13 protein-coding genes are annotated in these 17349 nt (G+C 63.4%); 3 read left to right on the top strand and 10 right to left on the bottom strand.

Going from position 1 to position 17349, the window contains the following annotated elements; translation table 11 throughout:
• Positions 1-17: 17 nt before the first annotated feature.
• The 8 genes from JQ621_RS22365 to JQ621_RS22330 all read right to left on the bottom strand — a co-directional run bounded on the left by JQ621_RS22365 (position 18) and on the right by JQ621_RS22330 (position 11157).
• The gene (locus tag JQ621_RS22365; RefSeq protein WP_212236868.1) at positions 18-959 is read right to left on the bottom strand and encodes a DMT family transporter; all 942 of its coding nucleotides are present in this window, start codon (positions 957-959) and stop codon (positions 18-20) included.
• A gap of 188 nt (positions 960-1147) precedes the next feature.
• A complete protein-coding gene (locus JQ621_RS22360) occupies positions 1148-1987 on the bottom strand; it encodes an aldo/keto reductase (RefSeq protein ID WP_212236834.1) in 840 nt (279 codons plus the stop codon).
• A gap of 19 nt (positions 1988-2006) precedes the next feature.
• On the bottom strand, positions 2007-2903 hold the full coding sequence (locus JQ621_RS22355) for an SMP-30/gluconolactonase/LRE family protein (RefSeq protein ID WP_212236833.1): 897 nt from the start codon (positions 2901-2903) through the stop codon (positions 2007-2009).
• Positions 2904-3164: 261 nt separating this feature from the next.
• Entirely contained in the window at positions 3165-5114 is a 1950-nt protein-coding gene (locus tag JQ621_RS22350) for a methyl-accepting chemotaxis protein (protein ID WP_212236832.1), read from the bottom strand.
• A gap of 172 nt (positions 5115-5286) precedes the next feature.
• Positions 5287-7992 carry a nitrate reductase gene (locus JQ621_RS22345; RefSeq protein ID WP_212236831.1) on the bottom strand — a complete coding sequence of 902 codons (2706 nt, stop codon included), beginning with the start codon at positions 7990-7992 and terminating at the stop codon, positions 5287-5289.
• Position 7993: 1 nt separating this feature from the next.
• Positions 7994-9211, bottom strand: a complete 1218-nt coding sequence (locus JQ621_RS22340; RefSeq protein ID WP_212236830.1) for an NAD(P)/FAD-dependent oxidoreductase — start codon at positions 9209-9211, stop codon at positions 7994-7996.
• 10 nt (positions 9212-9221) lie between these two features.
• Positions 9222-9653 (bottom strand): globin family protein, encoded by a 432-nt coding sequence (locus JQ621_RS22335; RefSeq protein ID WP_212236829.1) that lies wholly within the window; start codon positions 9651-9653, stop codon positions 9222-9224.
• A gap of 121 nt (positions 9654-9774) precedes the next feature.
• The gene (locus tag JQ621_RS22330; RefSeq protein ID WP_212236828.1) at positions 9775-11157 is read right to left on the bottom strand and encodes an MFS transporter; all 1383 of its coding nucleotides are present in this window, start codon (positions 11155-11157) and stop codon (positions 9775-9777) included.
• A 691-nt stretch (positions 11158-11848) separates the two neighbouring features.
• Between JQ621_RS22330 and JQ621_RS22325 the strand changes: the two genes are divergently transcribed.
• Positions 11849-12688: a formate/nitrite transporter family protein gene (locus JQ621_RS22325; protein WP_212236827.1), complete on the top strand. Its 840-nt coding sequence runs from the start codon at positions 11849-11851 to the stop codon at positions 12686-12688.
• 67 nt (positions 12689-12755) lie between these two features.
• On the top strand, positions 12756-14489 hold the full coding sequence (locus tag JQ621_RS22320; RefSeq protein WP_212236826.1) for a bifunctional protein-serine/threonine kinase/phosphatase: 1734 nt from the start codon (positions 12756-12758) through the stop codon (positions 14487-14489).
• A gap of 16 nt (positions 14490-14505) precedes the next feature.
• On the opposite strand, the gene JQ621_RS22315 is transcribed toward JQ621_RS22320, so the two are convergent.
• A complete protein-coding gene (locus JQ621_RS22315) occupies positions 14506-15423 on the bottom strand; it encodes an intradiol ring-cleavage dioxygenase (protein WP_212236825.1) in 918 nt (305 codons plus the stop codon).
• 161 nt (positions 15424-15584) lie between these two features.
• Between JQ621_RS22315 and JQ621_RS22310 the strand changes: the two genes are divergently transcribed.
• Positions 15585-16859 carry a serine hydrolase domain-containing protein gene (locus tag JQ621_RS22310; protein ID WP_212236824.1) on the top strand — a complete coding sequence of 425 codons (1275 nt, stop codon included), beginning with the start codon at positions 15585-15587 and terminating at the stop codon, positions 16857-16859.
• A gap of 156 nt (positions 16860-17015) precedes the next feature.
• Here the strand turns inward: JQ621_RS22310 and JQ621_RS22305 are convergent, their stop codons facing one another.
• Positions 17016-17249 carry a hypothetical protein gene (locus JQ621_RS22305; RefSeq protein WP_212236823.1) on the bottom strand — a complete coding sequence of 78 codons (234 nt, stop codon included), beginning with the start codon at positions 17247-17249 and terminating at the stop codon, positions 17016-17018.
• Positions 17250-17349: the final 100 nt, after the last annotated feature.

Here is a 17349-nt window from a genome sequence, read left to right as displayed (position 1 = left end):
GGGCGCGCGAACTTGCGTCAGGGGTTCGGGGAACGCTCTTCCAGCACCAGGAGCTGGGCGCGGCGGATGCGCTCGCGATGGGCGATGTAGAGACCGCTGGCGACGATGAAGGCCGCACCCGTGATGGTCCAGACATCCGGCAGCTCGCCGAAGATGAAGAAACCGAGGATGCTGACCCAGAGCAGTTGCGTATAGGAGAACGGCGCGAGCACCGAGGCATCGCCATAGCGATAGGCGAGCACGATGATCCACTGGCCGACGGTGGAGGCCACGCCGATCACGATACCGAGCCCGATCGCAGTCCAGCTCGGCGTGACCCAGGCAAACGGCACCATCATGGTCATGATCACAACGCCCGTGAGCGCGGAATAGGCCATCGTGGTGAGAACGGCTTCTCGCCCGCTCATCATGCGCGTCATGATCAGAGCGGCGGCCCAGCAGAATGCCGAGACGATCGGGAAGAATGCCGCGACATGGAACGCGGCCGAGCCCGGACGAATGATGATCATCACGCCCGTCAGCCCGATTGCGGTCGCGACCCAGCGGCGCATGCCGACCTTCTCGCTGAGGAAAATGATCGAGAGCGCGGTGACGAACAGCGGCGAGACGAAACCGGTGGCCGAGGCCTCAGCGATGGGAAGGTAGCTCAAGCCGGTGATGAAGAACAACGACGAGCCGAGCAACGCCGTGCCGCGCATGATCTGCAGGCCCAGCCGCCCGGTCCGCATCGCATGCAGCGGCGAGCCCGGCAACATCACCGGCAGGAACATCAGCGCGAAAGTAACGAAACGGATCCAGGTGATCTCGATCGATGGCAGGCTCGACGACAGATATTTCGAGGTGACGTCGGAGCAGCCGAGAAACACCGTCGACAGCAGCACCAGCGCGATGCCCTTGAAGGGATGATCGACGCGCGCTGGCGCACGGCGAGCCTCCTCCTTCTTCTCGGGCAAAGGCATGGGAATACTGTCGAGCCTTGCGGCTGCGGCGGGCGGCGGTGTCACTGTAGGAACCTGGGGAAAATGCGAATCGAGAACGGCTTATAAAAACGACAAATGCGCCGCGCTCGCAACTTCCGAAAACAGGATGCCGATATGCGCTCACGTCCGCGCGCGTCAATACTCCATTAATAATGGACTTTTGTGCACTACAGCATGGGCAAGCTGCGTGGTTTCGGACCGCGAGGAAATGCCGCATCGAGTGCCGAAATCTCCTCTTGCGTCAGAACGAGATCGCCGGCCGCCGCATTTTCGCCTGCGTGCTCCGCGGACGACGCTTTGGGGATCGCGACCACCGTAGTCGCACGGGTGAGAAAGCTCAGCGCGACCTGACGCGGTGTCACGCGACGCGCCTGTGCAATGCGCATCAGCACGGCGCCGCCCTTGCTGCGTTCATCCGGAAAATCGTCGTGTCCGAACGGTGAATACGCCACGACCGCAACACCATGCCGCTCGCACCACGGGATCACCGCATGCTCGATCGCGCGCTCCTTGAGATGATAGAGCACTTGGTTGCAGGCGATCTTGCCTTCGCCGGCGACATCGAGGATTTCGTCGAGATCATCCGCGTCGAAATTAGAGACACCCCAGGATTTAATCTTGCCTGCCTTCATCAGTTCCTCGAACGCGGCGACGGTGTCTTCAAGATCGTACGACCCGCGCCAGTGCAGGAGATAGCAATCGAGCCGGTCGGTCTTCAACCGCTTCAGCGACCGCTCACAGGCCGTGATAGTGCCGCGGCGCGAGGCGTTGCTCGGCAGCACCTTCGACACGAGAAACACCTCGTCGCGACGGCCCGCGATCGCATCGGCAATGACGAGTTCCGCATCGCCATACATCTCGGCGGTGTCGATATGGCTCATGCCGAGATCGAGCCCGTGCTGGAGCGCCGCGATCGCGCGCTTGCGATCGCCGTGGTCGAGATACCAGGTGCCCTGCCCGATGACGGAGACGTCAGTGCCTGTCTTGCCGAAGGGATGCTTGTTCATGTTGGTTCCACCAGATGCACTACAGTCCGCCAATGTCTGCGACCAGCACAGTACCGGTCGCGGACTCCGTGATATAGAGCCGATCTTTTGCCGCGCCACCAATGGCGACGTTGGTACAGTTTGGTCCCGCGCATGACTTGATCCGCGCGATCAACTCGCCATTCGGTGCAAACACGAAGACATGGCCGAGCGAGGCGTGACCGACGAACAGGCGTCCCTTCGCATCCATGGTCATGCCGTCGGGGCCTGACGTGCCGAACAGCGAGCAGAACCGGCCGACCTTCGACACGGCGCCGTCCTTCATGAACGGCAGCCGCCACACCGCGTTATCGCGCGTCATCGCGACGAACAGCACGGTCTCGCTGGGGTCGAGCACCAGTCCGTTCGGGCTGATGCCGGTGTCAATGAGACAATCGAGGCGGCCGTTCGGCGCCAGCCGATAGACGCGGCCGCTGGGATCGTGCAGGCCGGTCTGCCCCTGGTCGGTGAAAAAAATGTCGCCGTTGGAGGCGAGATGCAGATCGTTGCAGCCGCGGAACGATTCCGAATTGCGTGACGTCAGAAGCGGCTCGATGCGGCCAGCCTTGGCATCGAGCTCCATGATCCCGTGCATGTAGTCGGCAACCAGGATGCGGCCGTCGGACGCGATCTTCAGCCCGTTCGGCCAGCCCTCATATTCGATGACGAGCGACCACGCACCATCGGGCGCGATGCGGAAGATCCGGCCGAACGGGATGTCGACGATGTAGAGATTGCCATCCTTGTCGAAGGACGGCCCCTCGATGAAACTGTCGGTCGGAACGCCGGGCCTGTTGGCGTCGGCCCAATCCGTCCGCACGCCCTTGCGGCGGAATGTGTCCGGCATGGCGGAGAAGATTCTTGTTTCGATCAGGCGCGGTGGCGTTTCCAGGTACATTTTTGGTTTTTTGTGATGATTGAATGGGAGCGCGCAGAAACATAGGGCACAATCGCAGGGGCGTCGATGAGTGCGGAGGTCATGGCAGCGTTGGGAAGATGGTCGCGCCAAACACACTACTGTCGTCCCGGCGAAGGCCGGGATCCATAACCACAGGGCCTATTTTGGCAGAAGCTCTTCGTTCGCTGCTCCGTCCACCCGCGGTCGCGAGATTTCGCGACGGGTTCCGGCCTTCGGCGGGACGACGGCGTGGAGGCAACCTCAAGCCGCGCGGACAGTCGCCAGGAACTGCTCGACTTCGCTGCCAAGCCGCTTGCTCTCGTCGAGGAGAGCAAGCGCCGCGCCGTGGACCTGACCAGCGGCGGCACCGGTTTCGGATGCGCCGCGTCTGACGTTCTCGACGCTGGTCGACACCTCGGATGCGCCCTGGGCCGCCTGCTGAACGTCGCGGGCGATCGCCTGCGCGGCGGCGCCTTGCTGTTCGACCGCAGCCGCGATCGAGGACGCGATATCCGCCATCGATTCGATGGTGCCGCCGATTTCCTTGATCGCGCCCACCGACTGCCGCGTCGCCAACTGAATCTGCGCGACCTGACGGCCGATCTCGTCGGTCGCCTTCGCTGTCTGTCCGGCGAGTGCCTTGACTTCCGAAGCGACGACCGCGAAGCCCCGGCCCGCCTCGCCGGCGCGCGCGGCCTCGATCGTCGCGTTGAGTGCCAGCAGATTTGTCTGCCCGGCCACCGCCGAGATCATCCGCACGACTTCGTCGATGCGATCCGCAGTCTGCGAGAGCGCGTCGATCTGGCTGTTGGTCCGGTTGGCCTGCTCGACAGCGGCGAGCGCAATCTCGTGCGATTTCGCGACCCGGCGGCCCACCTCACTGACCGACGTGACCATTTCCTGACACGCAGCCGCCGCCGACTGAACGCTCGCCGAGGATTGCCCCGACGCGACGGCCACCGTCGTCGACAACGTATTGGTTCCCTCTGCGGTGTTGGTCAATCCATTCGCAGCCAGCTCGATCTCGGAGGACGCGGCGGTGACGGCATTGACGATGTTGCCGACGGCTGCTTCGAAACGATCTGCGATCTCGAGCATGCCCTGCTTGCGCTGGACTTCAGCGTCGCGCTTGGCCTGCTCGCGAGTCTCTGACAATTGCCGGTTCTCGAGCAGCTTGTGGTGGAAGACGGAGAGCGAAGACGAGATCTTGCCGATCTCGTCGCGGCGGTCGATCTGCTCGATCGGGCGGTCGAGATCGCCGTCGGCCAGGTGCTCCATCGCCCGCACCATGCGGGTCAGCGGCGCGGTAAGCCTGCGCCCGAACCAGAACGCAATCGCGATCATCGCGGCAATCGTAATGCCGATGGACCAGACCACATAGCGTTGCACGACCATAAGCTCGTCCCTCACGGCGTCGAGACGCTTGGCGGCGGCATTTCTGACGGCCTCGAGATTGGGCCGCAGCCGGTCGTAGATCTGGGCCAGATCCTCGGCCTCTTCGTTCAACGTGCTCTGGCCTGCCGAGAAGGCGAGGAAGCTACTCTTGTAAGAGTCGATCAGCTTTTTGATCTCGGTCTTGGCGCCTTCGGGCAAATCAGCTTTCGCAAGCTCAGGAAGGAACTCGCCAACGCGCTTGACCAGCTCGTCGCTGTATTTGTCGTCACCACGCAGCATGAAATCCTTCTCATGCCGCCGCATCATCAGCATCAGGACAGCAAGCCTCGGCTGATCGAAGGTCTTGAGCTTGCTTTCGACCGAATGCACGGCCGCGCGCAACTTGCCCTGCAACCCGTCATTCTCGTTGAAGCCGACCAGCTTCTGGGCCCCCACGACGTTGGAGAAGCGCGTGGCATAGCTGCTGATGACCGGACGAAACGACAGCGCCTTGCGCAGCGGATCATCTTCGGCCAGCGCGCCGGCAATCTCCTCGACCCTGGTCAGGTAGGCGGTCGCAGCGCGCAGCGTTTCGTCATGCGCGGCCACCTTTTTGTCGGTCGGCTTTTGCAGGAAGCCCGTCGCGATCTCGCGCCCTTGCAGCAAGCTTTCGGACAGACGTGCGGTCTGGGATTCCAGTTGTGTAAAGCGGTCGGCGACCGCGCGACTCCGATCCTCGATCTGCCGGCCGGCGAGATAGATCACGCCCACCATGAGCACGCCGGTGACGCCGAGCAAGAGAACCTTTGCACGCAGTCCGACGTTGATTTTGCTCATGCCGAATTGAGAGCGGCGCGCCAACCGAAGTCTGCTCAACATGCGTTTCCAGCCTTAACGAGTATTAATTCGTAAAAATTAATGCACGTTAGCGGGAATTGCTTAAAATTTTGGCAACTGCCGGCCGCCCCCCATACCAGCGCATACCCAAAATGGGTTCTGGAAACCAGGCTCAGCCCGCCGCGCCGGCGCGCCTGGCCTCTTTCACTGCAGCCACCTCCGTTGTCGCGATCAATCGCTTCAGTTCGGGAAGACACGAGCCACAATTGGTCCCGGCCTTAAGCTTGGCGCCGATCTCGCCAGCGGTGCGCGCACCTGCAGCGATGGTGTCGCAGATGGTGCCGCGGCCGACGCCGAAGCAGGCGCAGACGATAGGGCCGGTCGAGGCGGCCCCTTCGCTGGACTTGCCGGACAGCAGCATGCGGCGCTGATCGTCGGTGACGCGATCGGCCGCGAACACGCTCTTCACGACCTCCCAGTCGCCGGCATCATGTGCGGGGCCGACAAACAGACAGGTCTCGATACGATCGTTCGCAAACGACGCCGCGCGATAAACGCCGCCACCGAAATCGCGGTAGTCGGCGACGTCCTCGCCGGCGAGGCCCGCGAGCCAAACCGGCCAGCGCGACAGATCAGCATTGTCGGCGAAGAGATAGCCGAAGCCGCCGGCGACCGTGACGCGGGTCCACAGCAGGTTGGGCGGCAGATCGAGCTGCTTTCGCGACAACGCAAAACCGCGGAAAACGAATTCATACGGCGCGATCGCAGCCGGCGTCGCCTTGGATTCAGGCTGGCCGGAGAACGGATCGGTGAACGAGGCGACCAACGCGCCGACGCGGCCGTGGGAGGCGTTCATCGCGCTCCAGTGGATCGGCGCGAACAGCGTGCCGCGCTGCTGCCGTTCACTGACGACAACTTTCAGAATGCACTGGCCGTAATCAGTGGTAATGCGCGCATAGCCGTCATGGGCAATGTTGTACTTGTTGGCATCGTCCGGATGGACCTCGACGAACGGCTCCGGAAGATGCGCGCCGAGCCGCTTGCTGAGACCCGTGCGCGTCATGGTGTGCCACTGGTCGCGGATGCGCCCGGTGTTGAGCCGCAAGGGGCGTGACGGCCCGGTCTCGCTGCGCAGCGCCGGCACCTCGGGCGAGACGAAGCGGCCCTTGCCGTCATTGGTGTAGAATCCGCCGCTCGCGAAGAAGCGCTCGCCGGGCGCCTCGCCTTCGCGCGCGGGCCATTGCACCGGCGTCAAGGCATCGAAGGCCTCGTCGGACAGCGACGTCAACGCGCCGATGTCGAAATCGCGGCTGCCATTGTTCTCGAAGGCCGAGAGGGCGGCATGCTCGCGGAAAATGTCCGCCGCAGATTTGTAATTGAAACTGTCACCGAAGCCGAGGCGCTTGGCGGTCTCGCTCAGGATCCACCAGTCCGGCCGCGCCTCGCCAGGCGCCGGCAGGAACGAACGCTGGCGCGAGATGCGCCGTTCGGAATTGGTCACCGTGCCCGACTTCTCGCCCCAGGCGAGCGCCGGCAGCAACACGTGCGGGCCGGCTTCGACGGTATCGTTGGACAGCACGTTCTCGGACACCACGAACAATTCGAGCTTCTTCAGCGCCTCGCGTACGAAATCCGCATCGGGCAGCGACACCGCGGGATTGGTGCCCATCACCCAGAGCGCCCTGACCTCGCCGCGATTGATGGCCTCGAACAGCTGCACCGCCTTCAACCCTTCATGGGTGGCAATGCGCGGCGCCTTCCAGAACCGTCTGACGCGGTCGATGTCCGGCGGCGTGAAGCCCATGTGCGCGGCGAGCATATTGGCGAGGCCACCGACCTCGCGGCCGCCCATCGCATTGGGCTGGCCGGTGAGCGAGAACGGCGAGGCGCCCGGCTTGCCGATGCGTCCCGTCGCAAGATGGCAGTTCAGGATCGCGTTGACCTTGTCGGTGCCCTGCGCCGACTGGTTGACGCCCTGCGAGTACAGCGTGACGACCCGCTCGGTGTCACGGAACATCCTGAAGAAGGCGGCCACGTCCTGCTCGGAGAGGCCCGTCGCCAGCGCGGTCGCGGTGACGCTGCCGGCAATGTTGCGCGCACGCGCCAGCGCATCGTCGAAGCCCGACGTGTTGTTTGCGACGTAATCCCTATCGAGCGCGCCGTTGTCGACGAGATGCACGAACAGGCCGCAGAACAGTGCGGTGTCGGTGCCCGGCTTCAGCCCGAGGAACAGATCGACATCATCAGCGGTGTCGGTGCGGCGCGGATCGATCACGATCATGCGGGCGCCGCGCTCCTGCCTGTTCTTCAGCATGCGCTGGAACAGCACCGGATGACACCAGGCCGCGTTCGAGCCGACGAAGACGAGCAGATCGGCCTGGTCGAGATCCTCGTAGTTTCCCGGCACTGTGTCAGCGCCGAAGGCGCGACGATGGCCGGCGACCGAGGACGACATGCAGAGCCGCGAATTGGTGTCGACATTCGCGGTGCCGACAAAGCCCTTCATCAGCTTGTTGGCGACGTAATAGTCTTCGGTCAGGAGCTGTCCCGAGAGATAGAACGCGACCGCGTCGGCGCCGTCGCGCGCGACAATGTGCTTCATGCGATGCGCGACGTGGTCGAGCGCATCGCTCCAGGCAACGCGCTCCAGCACGCCCTTGCAGCGGATCATCGGATAAAGCAGCCGGCCTTCGAGCCCGACGGTCTCGCCGAGCGCGGAGCCCTTCGAGCACAGCCGGCCGAAATTGGCGGGATGATCGGGATCGCCCGCGATCGCGGCACCCCCTGCGCCGTCGGGTGTTGCGAGCACGCCGCAGCCGACGCCGCAATAGGGACACGTCGTCTTGGTGGTGCGAAGCGCAAGATCGATGGCTGTCATCTCAGGCAGCCTTGGCAGAAATCGTGAGCGCGCGGCCGAACATCATGTCGGCGCGGATCCCCGCGATCTTCTCGCGGGTCCGGATCAGTTCGATATACCAGAGCGCATCGGCGGTATCGCCGATCAGCACGGCGCCGGTGAGGCACCCGCCCGAAATCACGAGCTTCTTGTAAGTGCCGCGCCTGCGGTCCGACAGCACGAGGCTCTCGCTGCCCTCGCCGCCCATGAAGTCGCCGGCCGAGAACACGCTGACGCCGGACACTTTGAGATTGGTCGAGACAACGCTGCCCTGATAGGCCGCCGGGCGGCCAGCAAGATGCCGGGCCAATACCCGCGCCTGCTCATAGGCGGGCTCGACCAGGCCATAGCAGGTGCCGCGATGCTCGGCGCATTCGCCGACCGCGTAGATGTCTGATGATGCCGTCTGCATCACGTCATTGACGACGATGCCGCGATTGACCGCGATACCAGCCTCCCTGGCCAGCGCAATGTTCGGCCTGATGCCGGCGGCGAAGATGACGGCGTCGGCCTCGATGCGGCTGCCGTCGGCCAGCTCGACGGCTTCGACATGGCGCTCGCCATGGATGCGGGCGGTCGAGGCATCGAGCAGGATGCGGATGCCCTTGCGCTCGACCAGCGTCTTGAGGAGGTCCGCGGCCGGCCCATCGAGCTGGCGCTCCATCAGCCGTTCCATCAGATGCAGCAGGGTTACCGGCGCACCGGCTTTCGCGAGACCGTAGGCCGCCTCGAGGCCGAGCAGGCCGCCGCCGACCACGACGACGCGCTTCCTGGCCGCCGCCAGCGTCAGCAGCAGGTCGACATCGCGGGTGTCGCGAAAAGTGTGGACGCCGGGGAGATCGGCGCCGGGCACGTTGAGCCGCAGCGGCGTCGATCCCGTCGCGAGCACGAGCTTGGAATATTCCATGCTCTCTTCGCCCGCGATCTTGAGCTCGCGGCGGCCGGTATCGATCTCGGTGACGCGATAGCCATAGCGCACGGTGACGCCGCGATGGCGCCACCAGTCCGCGGGCCGGAGCTCGATCTCGTGCGAGCCGGTCTCGCCGGCCAGCACGGATGAGAGCAGCACTCTGTTGTATGCGAGCCGCGGCTCCTCGCCGATCACAGCGACCGCGTAGCGGCCGAGCGCGGTCTTGGCGAGCTCGTCGACCAGACGAGCGGCCGCCATACCGTTACCGACAATGACGAGCGGTTCACTCACAAAGCGTCTCCTATTCGGCGGCCTGCGCCGATGCTGCGCCGTAGGCCTCGGAAATCATGTAGCCGGACAGCACGCCGTAGGCGTCGGTCCAGGCGGTTGCGAGTTCGGGCGTCCAGGCTTCGCCGAGGCCCTTCTCCAGGGTCCACAGCAAGGTCGCGCCGACCACGGGATAGTGCTCGGCCTTGGCGCCGTAGGCGACATGACGCTTGGCCAGCGCCGACGCCGCAGGAAGAATCGTTTCGAGGTTCGACAGGCCCGAGACGACAGCGGCAAGCATGGCCATCAGCTTCTTGCGCTGCTCGGTCATGTCCTCGGGAAACATCGCGCGCACCGACGGCGCGACCTCGAACAAGCGGTCGTAGAACAGCTGCGAGGCTGCTTCTGAAATCGGTGCGACTTTGGAAAAGCTCTGCTGCACGAGTGCGATCTGTTGGGGCGTCATGATGTTGTCCTGTCTGTTTCAGTCTGCCTTTGTCCGCGTCGGTGCGAACAAGGTTCATGGGTCAAACGTCATCAGAGCGGCTTCTCCCCGCGTACGGGGAGAAGCGATGTTCGTCGCGAAATCACACACGCGCTTCGGCAAGGCCTGGCGCGCCTTCAACCTGCGGGCTGCGACGCAGATAGAACCACCAGGTCAAGCCGAGGCAGAGAGCATAGAATGCGAGGAAAATGGCGAGCGCGAGCTGCGGGCCGCCTGTCGCCGCGATCGACTTGCCGAAGCTGCTCGGGATCAAGTAACCGCCGACGGCGCCGACCGCACCGATGAAGCCGACAGCCGCGCCGCTTTCGATGCTCGCCGTCTTGAGCGCCATCGCACGCGCCGCATCGCCCTTGCCGCGCACCTTGGCCAGGTTCTCCTCTCGGAAGATCGAAGGGATCATGCGATAGGTCGAGCCGTTGCCGATGCCGGTCGTCAGGAACAGGATCAGGAACATCGACAGGAAGCCGATGAAATCCTTCTGCCCCACGAAGTACAGCACGCCAACGGTCGCCGCTGCCATCGCGATGAAATTCCAGAAGGTGATGATGGAGCCGCCAATCTTGTCGGCGAGCCAGCCGCCGAACGGACGCGACAGCGAGCCGACCAGAGGCCCGAGGAACGCGATCGAGATCGTCACCGTCGGAAATTGCGTCTTGATCAGCAGCGGAAACGCGGCCGAGTAGCCGATGAAGGAGCCGAACGTTCCGATGTAGATGAACGCCATGATCCAGGTGTGCTTGCGCTTGACGATGGCGAGCTGGTTCTTCACCGACGACTTGGCGGAGGTCAGGTTGTTCATGAAGTACACGGCGCCGAACACCGCGATCGCGATCGGCAGCACCCACATCAAGCCTGCGTTCTGCAGATAGACGCCGCCGACCGGCGCCGCCTGGAACAGGTTGATGACGCCGAGGGTCATCAAAATCGGGGTCAGCAGCTGGACGCTGGAGACGCCGATGTTGCCACCGGCGGCGTTGAGACCGAGCGCCGAGCCCTTCATCCGGTCGGGGAAGAAGAACGAGATGTTGGTCATGCTGGAGGCGAAATTGCCGCCGCCGAGACCGGCGGTCGAAGCGATCAGCAGCATCAGCCAGAACGGCGTCTCGGGCTGGCCCACGAAATAGGCGAGCGACAGCGTCGGAATGAACAGGATCGCCGCGCTGAAAATGGTCCAGTTGCGACCGCCGAATGTCGTCACTGCAAACGTGTAGGGGAAGCGCATCAAGGCGCCGATCAGGCCTGGCACCGCCACGAGCTGGAACAGCTCATCGGTCGAGTAGTGGAAGCCTGCCTGCGGCAGCTTGGTCGCGACGATGCTCCAGATCAGCCATACGGAGAAGCCGATGTGTTCGGCCACGATCGACCAGATCAGATTGCGCCGGGCGACGACCTTGCCCGTCGAATTCCAGAACGCCTCATCTTCCGGTCTCCAGTCTGAGATCCAGGTCGGACTGTCTTCCCTCATTGGAAATTCCCTTTCACTAGGAAGGCGCGACACCGACGAATCGCGGACGCAAAGAGGCACGCTCGGGGAAAGCCCCCGGTTGGGCGGTGTCACAGATTGGTTGATTGCTTGTGACGGCGTCGATGGCGTCAGACCCTGTAATTCAAGCTCTGTGCCAAAGACGACGGCCAAGAAAATGATATGAAAAACAATATCTTAGGTCATATGATGAAATGCTGAGCAGGCCTATAATTGCATCAATCTTCGGCTTCCCGCTCAATTCTTGAATGCCGATTCGCCCGTTGATTGTGCGTCGCACAAGAGTTGTGCAGCCGCCCGATTTTTCGCCACAAGCTCGATTTGGCGCCCCCCTGGAGCGGATTCGCGCCAAGCAAGCGGCGGCAAACCTGGTTCAGAACGCCGCCAGACGACCGCCCATGCCGACGCGCCTTCTTGGCACATCGATTGCTTGGGAATCGCAGGTCAACGATGACTGCAGTGCGCCCGGGGCCTCGAGCTTCCGACGGCCACTAGGATGGCGAAACCTGTTCGCTGAGCCCCGAAGCGGGGTCATCGTGACGCTATCCCGGTGCATGCCGAAACCGCCCAGGTCGCGCGTTCCCGCCCCGCGGGATGCAGTTCATCAGGTCGACCAGGGCGCGGTCCGGCAACGGTCGCGCTTTAAGGGGTCACACGCACAAAGGAACGGTCGATGTCCTATCTCGCGCCTTCGGAATTCGTCACCAAGATGGTGGACGCTGGGGAATCCAAGATCTTCATGTCCACCCGGGATACGGTCATCCGCGCCTACATGGCCGGTGCCATCCTGGCACTCGCGGCCTGGTTCGCCGTCACCATCAATGTCAACACCGGCCAGCCGATCATCGGCGCCCTGCTGTTCCCGGTCGGCTTCTCCATGCTCTATCTGCTGGGCTTCGACCTTCTGACCGGCGTCTTCGTGCTCGCGCCGCTCGCGCTGATCGACAAGCGGCCCGGCGTCACGCTCGGCGGCGTGCTGCGCAACTGGGGTCTCGTCTTCGTCGGCAATTTCGCGGGCGCGCTCACGGTGGCCTTCATGATGGCGTTCGTGACGACTTTCGGCTTCACCCAGGAGCCCGACAAGGTCGGTACCGCAATCGGCAATATCGGCGAAGGCCGAACCCTCGGCTACGCCGCCCACGGCGCGGCCGGCATGGCAACGCTGTTCATCCGCGGCATGCTCTGCAACTGGATGGTCTCGACCGGCGTCGTCGGCGCGATGATCTCGACCACCGTCCCCGGCAAGGTGATCGCGATGTGGATGCCGATCCTGGTGTTCTTCTACATGGTGTTCGAGCATTCGGTCGTGAACATGTTCCTGTTTCCGTCCGGGCTGATGCTCCACGCCAAGTTCTCGATCCTGGATTATTTCATCTGGAACGAGATCCCGACCGTGCTGGGCAACCTCGTCGGCGGCCTCGCCTTCACCGGCCTGACCCTCTACACCACGCACGTGCTGACGAAGCCGAAGCGTGAGGTGGCAACGAAGGCCCAGTCGCGCGCGGCAGCCTGAGCGATCGCTATTCAGACAAGGGGGCCTTGCCTGCTAGGGTGAGGCTCCCTTTGCATTGGTGGCGAGGATGGGCCGCGGCTTGCAGATTTCGATCGGGCAGCACTCCGACAAGGGGCGCAAGCCGGTCAACCAGGACTTTCACGGCGCGCTGATCCCGACCGAGCCGCTGCTGAGCTTGAAGGGCGTCGCCGCCGTGCTGGCCGACGGCATATCGAGCAGCGCGGTGAGCCAGGTCGCGAGCGAGTCGGCGGTCAAGAGCTTCCTGACCGACTATTATTGCACCTCCGAATCCTGGACGGTGAAGACTTCGGCGCGGCGCGTTCTGGAAGCGACCAATTCGTGGCTGCACGCGGAAACGCGGCGTAGCCAGTACGCTTACGATCGCGACAAGGGCTACGTCTGCACCTTCACGGCCATGGTCGTGAAATCCACGACAGCTCATATCTTCCACATCGGCGATTGCCGGGTCTACCGCGTCGCCGGCAAGGCCCTCGAGCAGCTCACCGAGGACCACCGGATCATCGTCTCGTCCGAGCAGACCTATCTCGGCCGCGCGCTCGGGATCAATTCCCAGATCGAGATCGACTATCAGGCGCTTCAGGTCGGGCCAGGCGACATCTTCCTGCTGACAACCGACGGCGCCTACGAGTTCGTCGATCAACGCTTCGTCACGGCCACGCTCGAAACGCATACGGACGATCTCGACGCTGCGGCAAGGGCCATCGCCGAGGAGGCCTTTCGGCGCGGCAGCGACGACAACATCACCGTGCAGATCCTGCGCATCGACGAGGTGCCGCAAACAGGCTCGGCCGATATTTTCGGTGGCACGGCCGAACTGCCGTTGCCGCCCCTGCTGGAGCCGCGCGCATTGTTCGACGGTTATCGCATCGTCCGCGAAGTGCATGCCTCTAGCCGGAGCCACATCTACCTCGCCGTCGATACCGAGACCGAGGAAATGGTCGCGCTGAAGATTCCCTCGATCGACCTGCGCGACGATCCCGCCTATCTGAAGCGTTTCCTGATGGAGGAATGGATCGCGCGCCGGATCGACAGCCCGCACGTGCTGAAGCCGCGCACGCGGGCCAAACGACGCAACTATCTCTATGTCGCCACCGAATTCATCGAGGGACAAACGCTGAGGCAATGGATGCTGGACAATCCACGCCCCGATCTCGAAACGGTGCGCGGCATCGTCGACCAGGTCGCAGCTGGCTTGCGCGCCTTCCACCGCATGGAGATGCTGCATCAGGACCTGCGACCAGACAACATCCTGATCGACAAGACAGGCACGGCGAAGATCATCGACTTCGGCGCGGTCAAGGTCGCCGGCGTCGCCGAGGCGGGGCCCAATCCGGCTGATGCGGAGATCCTCGGCACGGTCCAGTACACAGCGCCGGAATATTTCCTCGGCGAGGGCGGCTCGCCGCGGTCGGACATGTTTTCGCTCGCGAGCATCTGCTACCAGATGCTGACCGGAAACCTGCCCTATGGTGCCCAGCTCGCCCGTATCAGGGGACGATCGGACGCATGGAAGCTGAGATATAGTCCGGCCAGCCACGATGACCGTGCGGTGCCCATCTGGATCGATGGCGCGTTGCGGAAAGCGCTACATCCCGACCCCAACAAGCGCCACGAGGACCTGTTCGAGTTCACCTACGAGCTCCGCAACCCCAATCCGGCCTATCTCAACACGCGCACCACGCCGTTGATTGAGCGTAACCCGCTGCTGTTCTGGAAGCTGACGACGGTCACGCTGGCCTGCGTTGTCGTGGCCCTGCTCGCGCTGCTGCACGCGCGCTAAGAAAGACCAGCCGCGCTCAGGCCGGCTCCGCCGCTTTCGTCCCCAGCGGCTTCGGCGCGATGCCGCCGCCCGGCTTGAGATGGAATTCATAGGTCATCAAGTGCCACTGCCCGCTCGCCTTGGTGCCGTCGGGCATTGTCGGATCATTGCGCGGCTCGACCTTGGCGACCAGGTCGTCCTTGACCCCGAAGACCACGTCGGAATCGAGATATTTGTCGCCGTCCATGAAGACGTGGGTGATCAACGGCTCATAGCCCTTGGCATTGACGAGGAAGTGCACATGTGCCGGGCGCATCGGATGACGCTTGGTCTGCACGATCATCTCGCCGACCGGCCCATCGGTCGGAATCGGGTAGCTGCAGGGCAAAATCGTGCGGAAGAAGAAGCGGCCGTCGCCGTCGGTGATGAAGCGCGCCCGCGCGGAGGCACCGACCTCGTCATAGTTTGCTTTCTGGGAATCATAGAAGCCGTCATCGTCGGCATGCCAGACGTCGACGGGCACGTTCGCGAGCGGCTTGCCGTGGAGATCGGTGACGCGGCTCTGCACGAACATCCGCTCCCCGGTGAGATTGTTCGGCGAGATATCGGTGCCATGGGCGGTGACCTTGTGCTCGCCGACATAGAACGGGCCGAGCACCGTGGTCTGGGTCGCACCATCCCGGTCGCGATGGTTGACCGCGTCGACCAGCATGGAGACGCCGAGTACATCCGACAGCAGGATGAACTCCTGCCGGGTATCGGTGCATTTCTGGCCGGTCCGGGTCAGGAATTCGATCGCGTATTCCCATTCCTCGAAGGTCAGACCGGTCTTGCTCACGTAATCGTGCAGCGACTTCACCAATTCCTGGAGCAGGAATTTCGCACGTGGATTCGGCGTGTTGTCGAAGCTCTTGACGACGGCCTCGGTGAGTTCGGTCTCGTTGAACTGGGTCATGGTGCGTTTGCCCTGGATTTTCTCGTTGGCCCGGCCGGGCTGATTGGAGGCGTTCCAGACCGGAGCCTACACCATCAGGCGGCCGCACGTTAAGCGCGACCCGCTTGGAATAAGGCTGTCATTTCGGCTATCAACGCAGGACAAACCTGCCGGAGGAACTGATGCTTGCCCCCACCCCCGCCTCGCCCGAATCCGTAGGCATGTCCAAGGCCGCGCTCGACCGCGTCGATGCCCATCTGAAGGTCAGGTACATCGATGCCGGCCGCTTCCCGGGCACGCATCTGCTGGTCTATCGCCGCGGCAAGATCGCCCACAACTCGGTGCAGGGCTTCGCCGATGTCGAGCGGAAGGCGCCGATCAAGGATGACACCATCTACCGCATCTATTCCATGACCAAGCCGCTCACCAGCGTCGCCTTCATGATGCTGGTCGAAGAGGGTCTGGTCGCGATCGACGAGCCCGTCGCAAAGTACATTCCGGAATGGAAGAATCTCGGCGTCTTCGTCGCCGGCAGCCACCCCAACTTCCTGACCCGGCCGCCGTCCCGGCCGATGCTGATCGTCGACCTGCTTCGACATACGTCGGGGCTGACCTACGGCTTCCAGCAGCGCTCCAACGTCGATGCCGCCTATCGCGCCGAGAAGATCGGCGAGGTCGAGAAATCAGGCACGCTGGACGGCATGATCCAGAGCCTGGCAAAGATCCCGCTGGAATTCTCGCCGGGCGAGTCCTGGAACTACTCAGTTGCGACCGACGTGCTCGGCTATCTCATCGGCAAGATCTCGGGAATGCCCCTCGAGCAGTTCCTGAAAGCGCGTATCCTCGATCCGCTCGGCATGACCGACACCGATTTCTACGTCCCGGCCTCGAAGGCGCATCGCTTGGCCGCCTGCTACAACGCCGATCCCGGCGGTGGATTCACCATGCATGCCGGCCAGCGCCGCGAGGGCCTGACGCTCCAGGACGATCCGGCCAAAAGCTCGTTTCTGACGCCGCCCTCCCTCATTTCCGGCGGCGGCGGGCTCTGCTCGACCATGGCCGACTATCTCACCTTCTGCCGTGCGCTGCTCAACGGTGGCGAACTTGGCGGCGTCCGCCTGATCGGGCCCAAGACGCTGGCGCTGATGACGACCAACCACATTCCGGGCGGACAGGCGCTGCCGGACGTGTCGCGGTCGCTGTTCTCCGAGGCGACCTACAACGGCATCGGCTTCGGTCTCGGCTTTGCCGTGACGATGCGTCCCGCCGAAACGCTGATCGCCGGCAGCCCCGGCGAATATAATTGGGGCGGCGCGGCCACGACCTCGTTCTGGATCGATCCCGCCGAGGAACTCATCACCATCTTCATGACGCAGGTGCTGCCATCGAGCGCCTACCCGCTCCGGCGCGAGCTGCGCAGCATGGTCTACGCCGCGATCACCGAGAGCAATCTCTGACGTTCACGACTCTTGTTGCGTCGGGCTCCGCGAGCGATCGCGGAGCCCGACTGGTTTTTGCTGCTTAGTGGAAGTGGCCGATCAGATAAATGCCACCGCCGACCACCAGCACTGCCGGCACGGCCCACAGAATCAAGACTGGCATTTGCATCCTCCTCAGTTTGACGTGCAGACCTTGACGGTCTTCATGCCGCTCTCGGCCTCGGTGCGCGATTTGTAGATCGTGCCCGAGGGGCTGACGACAGTCATGCTCGACTCCGTCGGCTTCTTGTCGACGACCGTGCACTTCTTGGTCTTGACGTCCTGCACGACGTAGAACTCGTCGGCCGCGAAGGCCGGCAACGAAAACGCAGCAACCATCAGCGCCGCGGCCGCAATCCTCAGCTTCATTCTCTCCTCCTCCAATTGCCGGACGCTCCGCGCCCGGTCGACTCGCAAACGGGACAAAGTGGCAATTAGTTCCTGTCGGTTGGGAACGTCATCCGCGGTG

The sequence above is a fragment of the Bradyrhizobium manausense genome, from assembly GCF_018129685.1.
GTDB lineage: Bacteria > Pseudomonadota > Alphaproteobacteria > Rhizobiales > Xanthobacteraceae > Bradyrhizobium > Bradyrhizobium manausense_D.
This window is presented reverse-complemented; position numbering and strand designations above follow the sequence as displayed.

Excerpts from the sequence above, each read along its gene's own strand:
- JQ621_RS22365 (WP_212236868.1), bottom strand. The coding sequence starts at position 959 with ATGCCTTTGCCCGAGAAGAAGGAGGAGGCTCGCCGTGCGCCAGCGCGC.
- JQ621_RS22360 (WP_212236834.1), bottom strand. The coding sequence starts at position 1,987 with ATGAACAAGCATCCCTTCGGCAAGACAGGCACTGACGTCTCCGTCATC.
- JQ621_RS22355 (WP_212236833.1), bottom strand. The coding sequence starts at position 2,903 with ATGTACCTGGAAACGCCACCGCGCCTGATCGAAACAAGAATCTTCTCC.
- JQ621_RS22350 (WP_212236832.1), bottom strand. The coding sequence starts at position 5,114 with ATGAGCAAAATCAACGTCGGACTGCGTGCAAAGGTTCTCTTGCTCGGC.
- JQ621_RS22345 (WP_212236831.1), bottom strand. The coding sequence starts at position 7,992 with ATGACAGCCATCGATCTTGCGCTTCGCACCACCAAGACGACGTGTCCC.
- JQ621_RS22335 (WP_212236829.1), bottom strand. The coding sequence starts at position 9,653 with ATGACGCCCCAACAGATCGCACTCGTGCAGCAGAGCTTTTCCAAAGTC.
- JQ621_RS22330 (WP_212236828.1), bottom strand. The coding sequence starts at position 11,157 with ATGAGGGAAGACAGTCCGACCTGGATCTCAGACTGGAGACCGGAAGAT.
- JQ621_RS22325 (WP_212236827.1), top strand. The coding sequence starts at position 11,849 with ATGTCCTATCTCGCGCCTTCGGAATTCGTCACCAAGATGGTGGACGCT.
- JQ621_RS22320 (WP_212236826.1), top strand. The coding sequence starts at position 12,756 with ATGGGCCGCGGCTTGCAGATTTCGATCGGGCAGCACTCCGACAAGGGG.
- JQ621_RS22315 (WP_212236825.1), bottom strand. The coding sequence starts at position 15,423 with ATGACCCAGTTCAACGAGACCGAACTCACCGAGGCCGTCGTCAAGAGC.
- JQ621_RS22310 (WP_212236824.1), top strand. The coding sequence starts at position 15,585 with ATGCTTGCCCCCACCCCCGCCTCGCCCGAATCCGTAGGCATGTCCAAG.
- JQ621_RS22305 (WP_212236823.1), bottom strand. The coding sequence starts at position 17,249 with ATGAAGCTGAGGATTGCGGCCGCGGCGCTGATGGTTGCTGCGTTTTCG.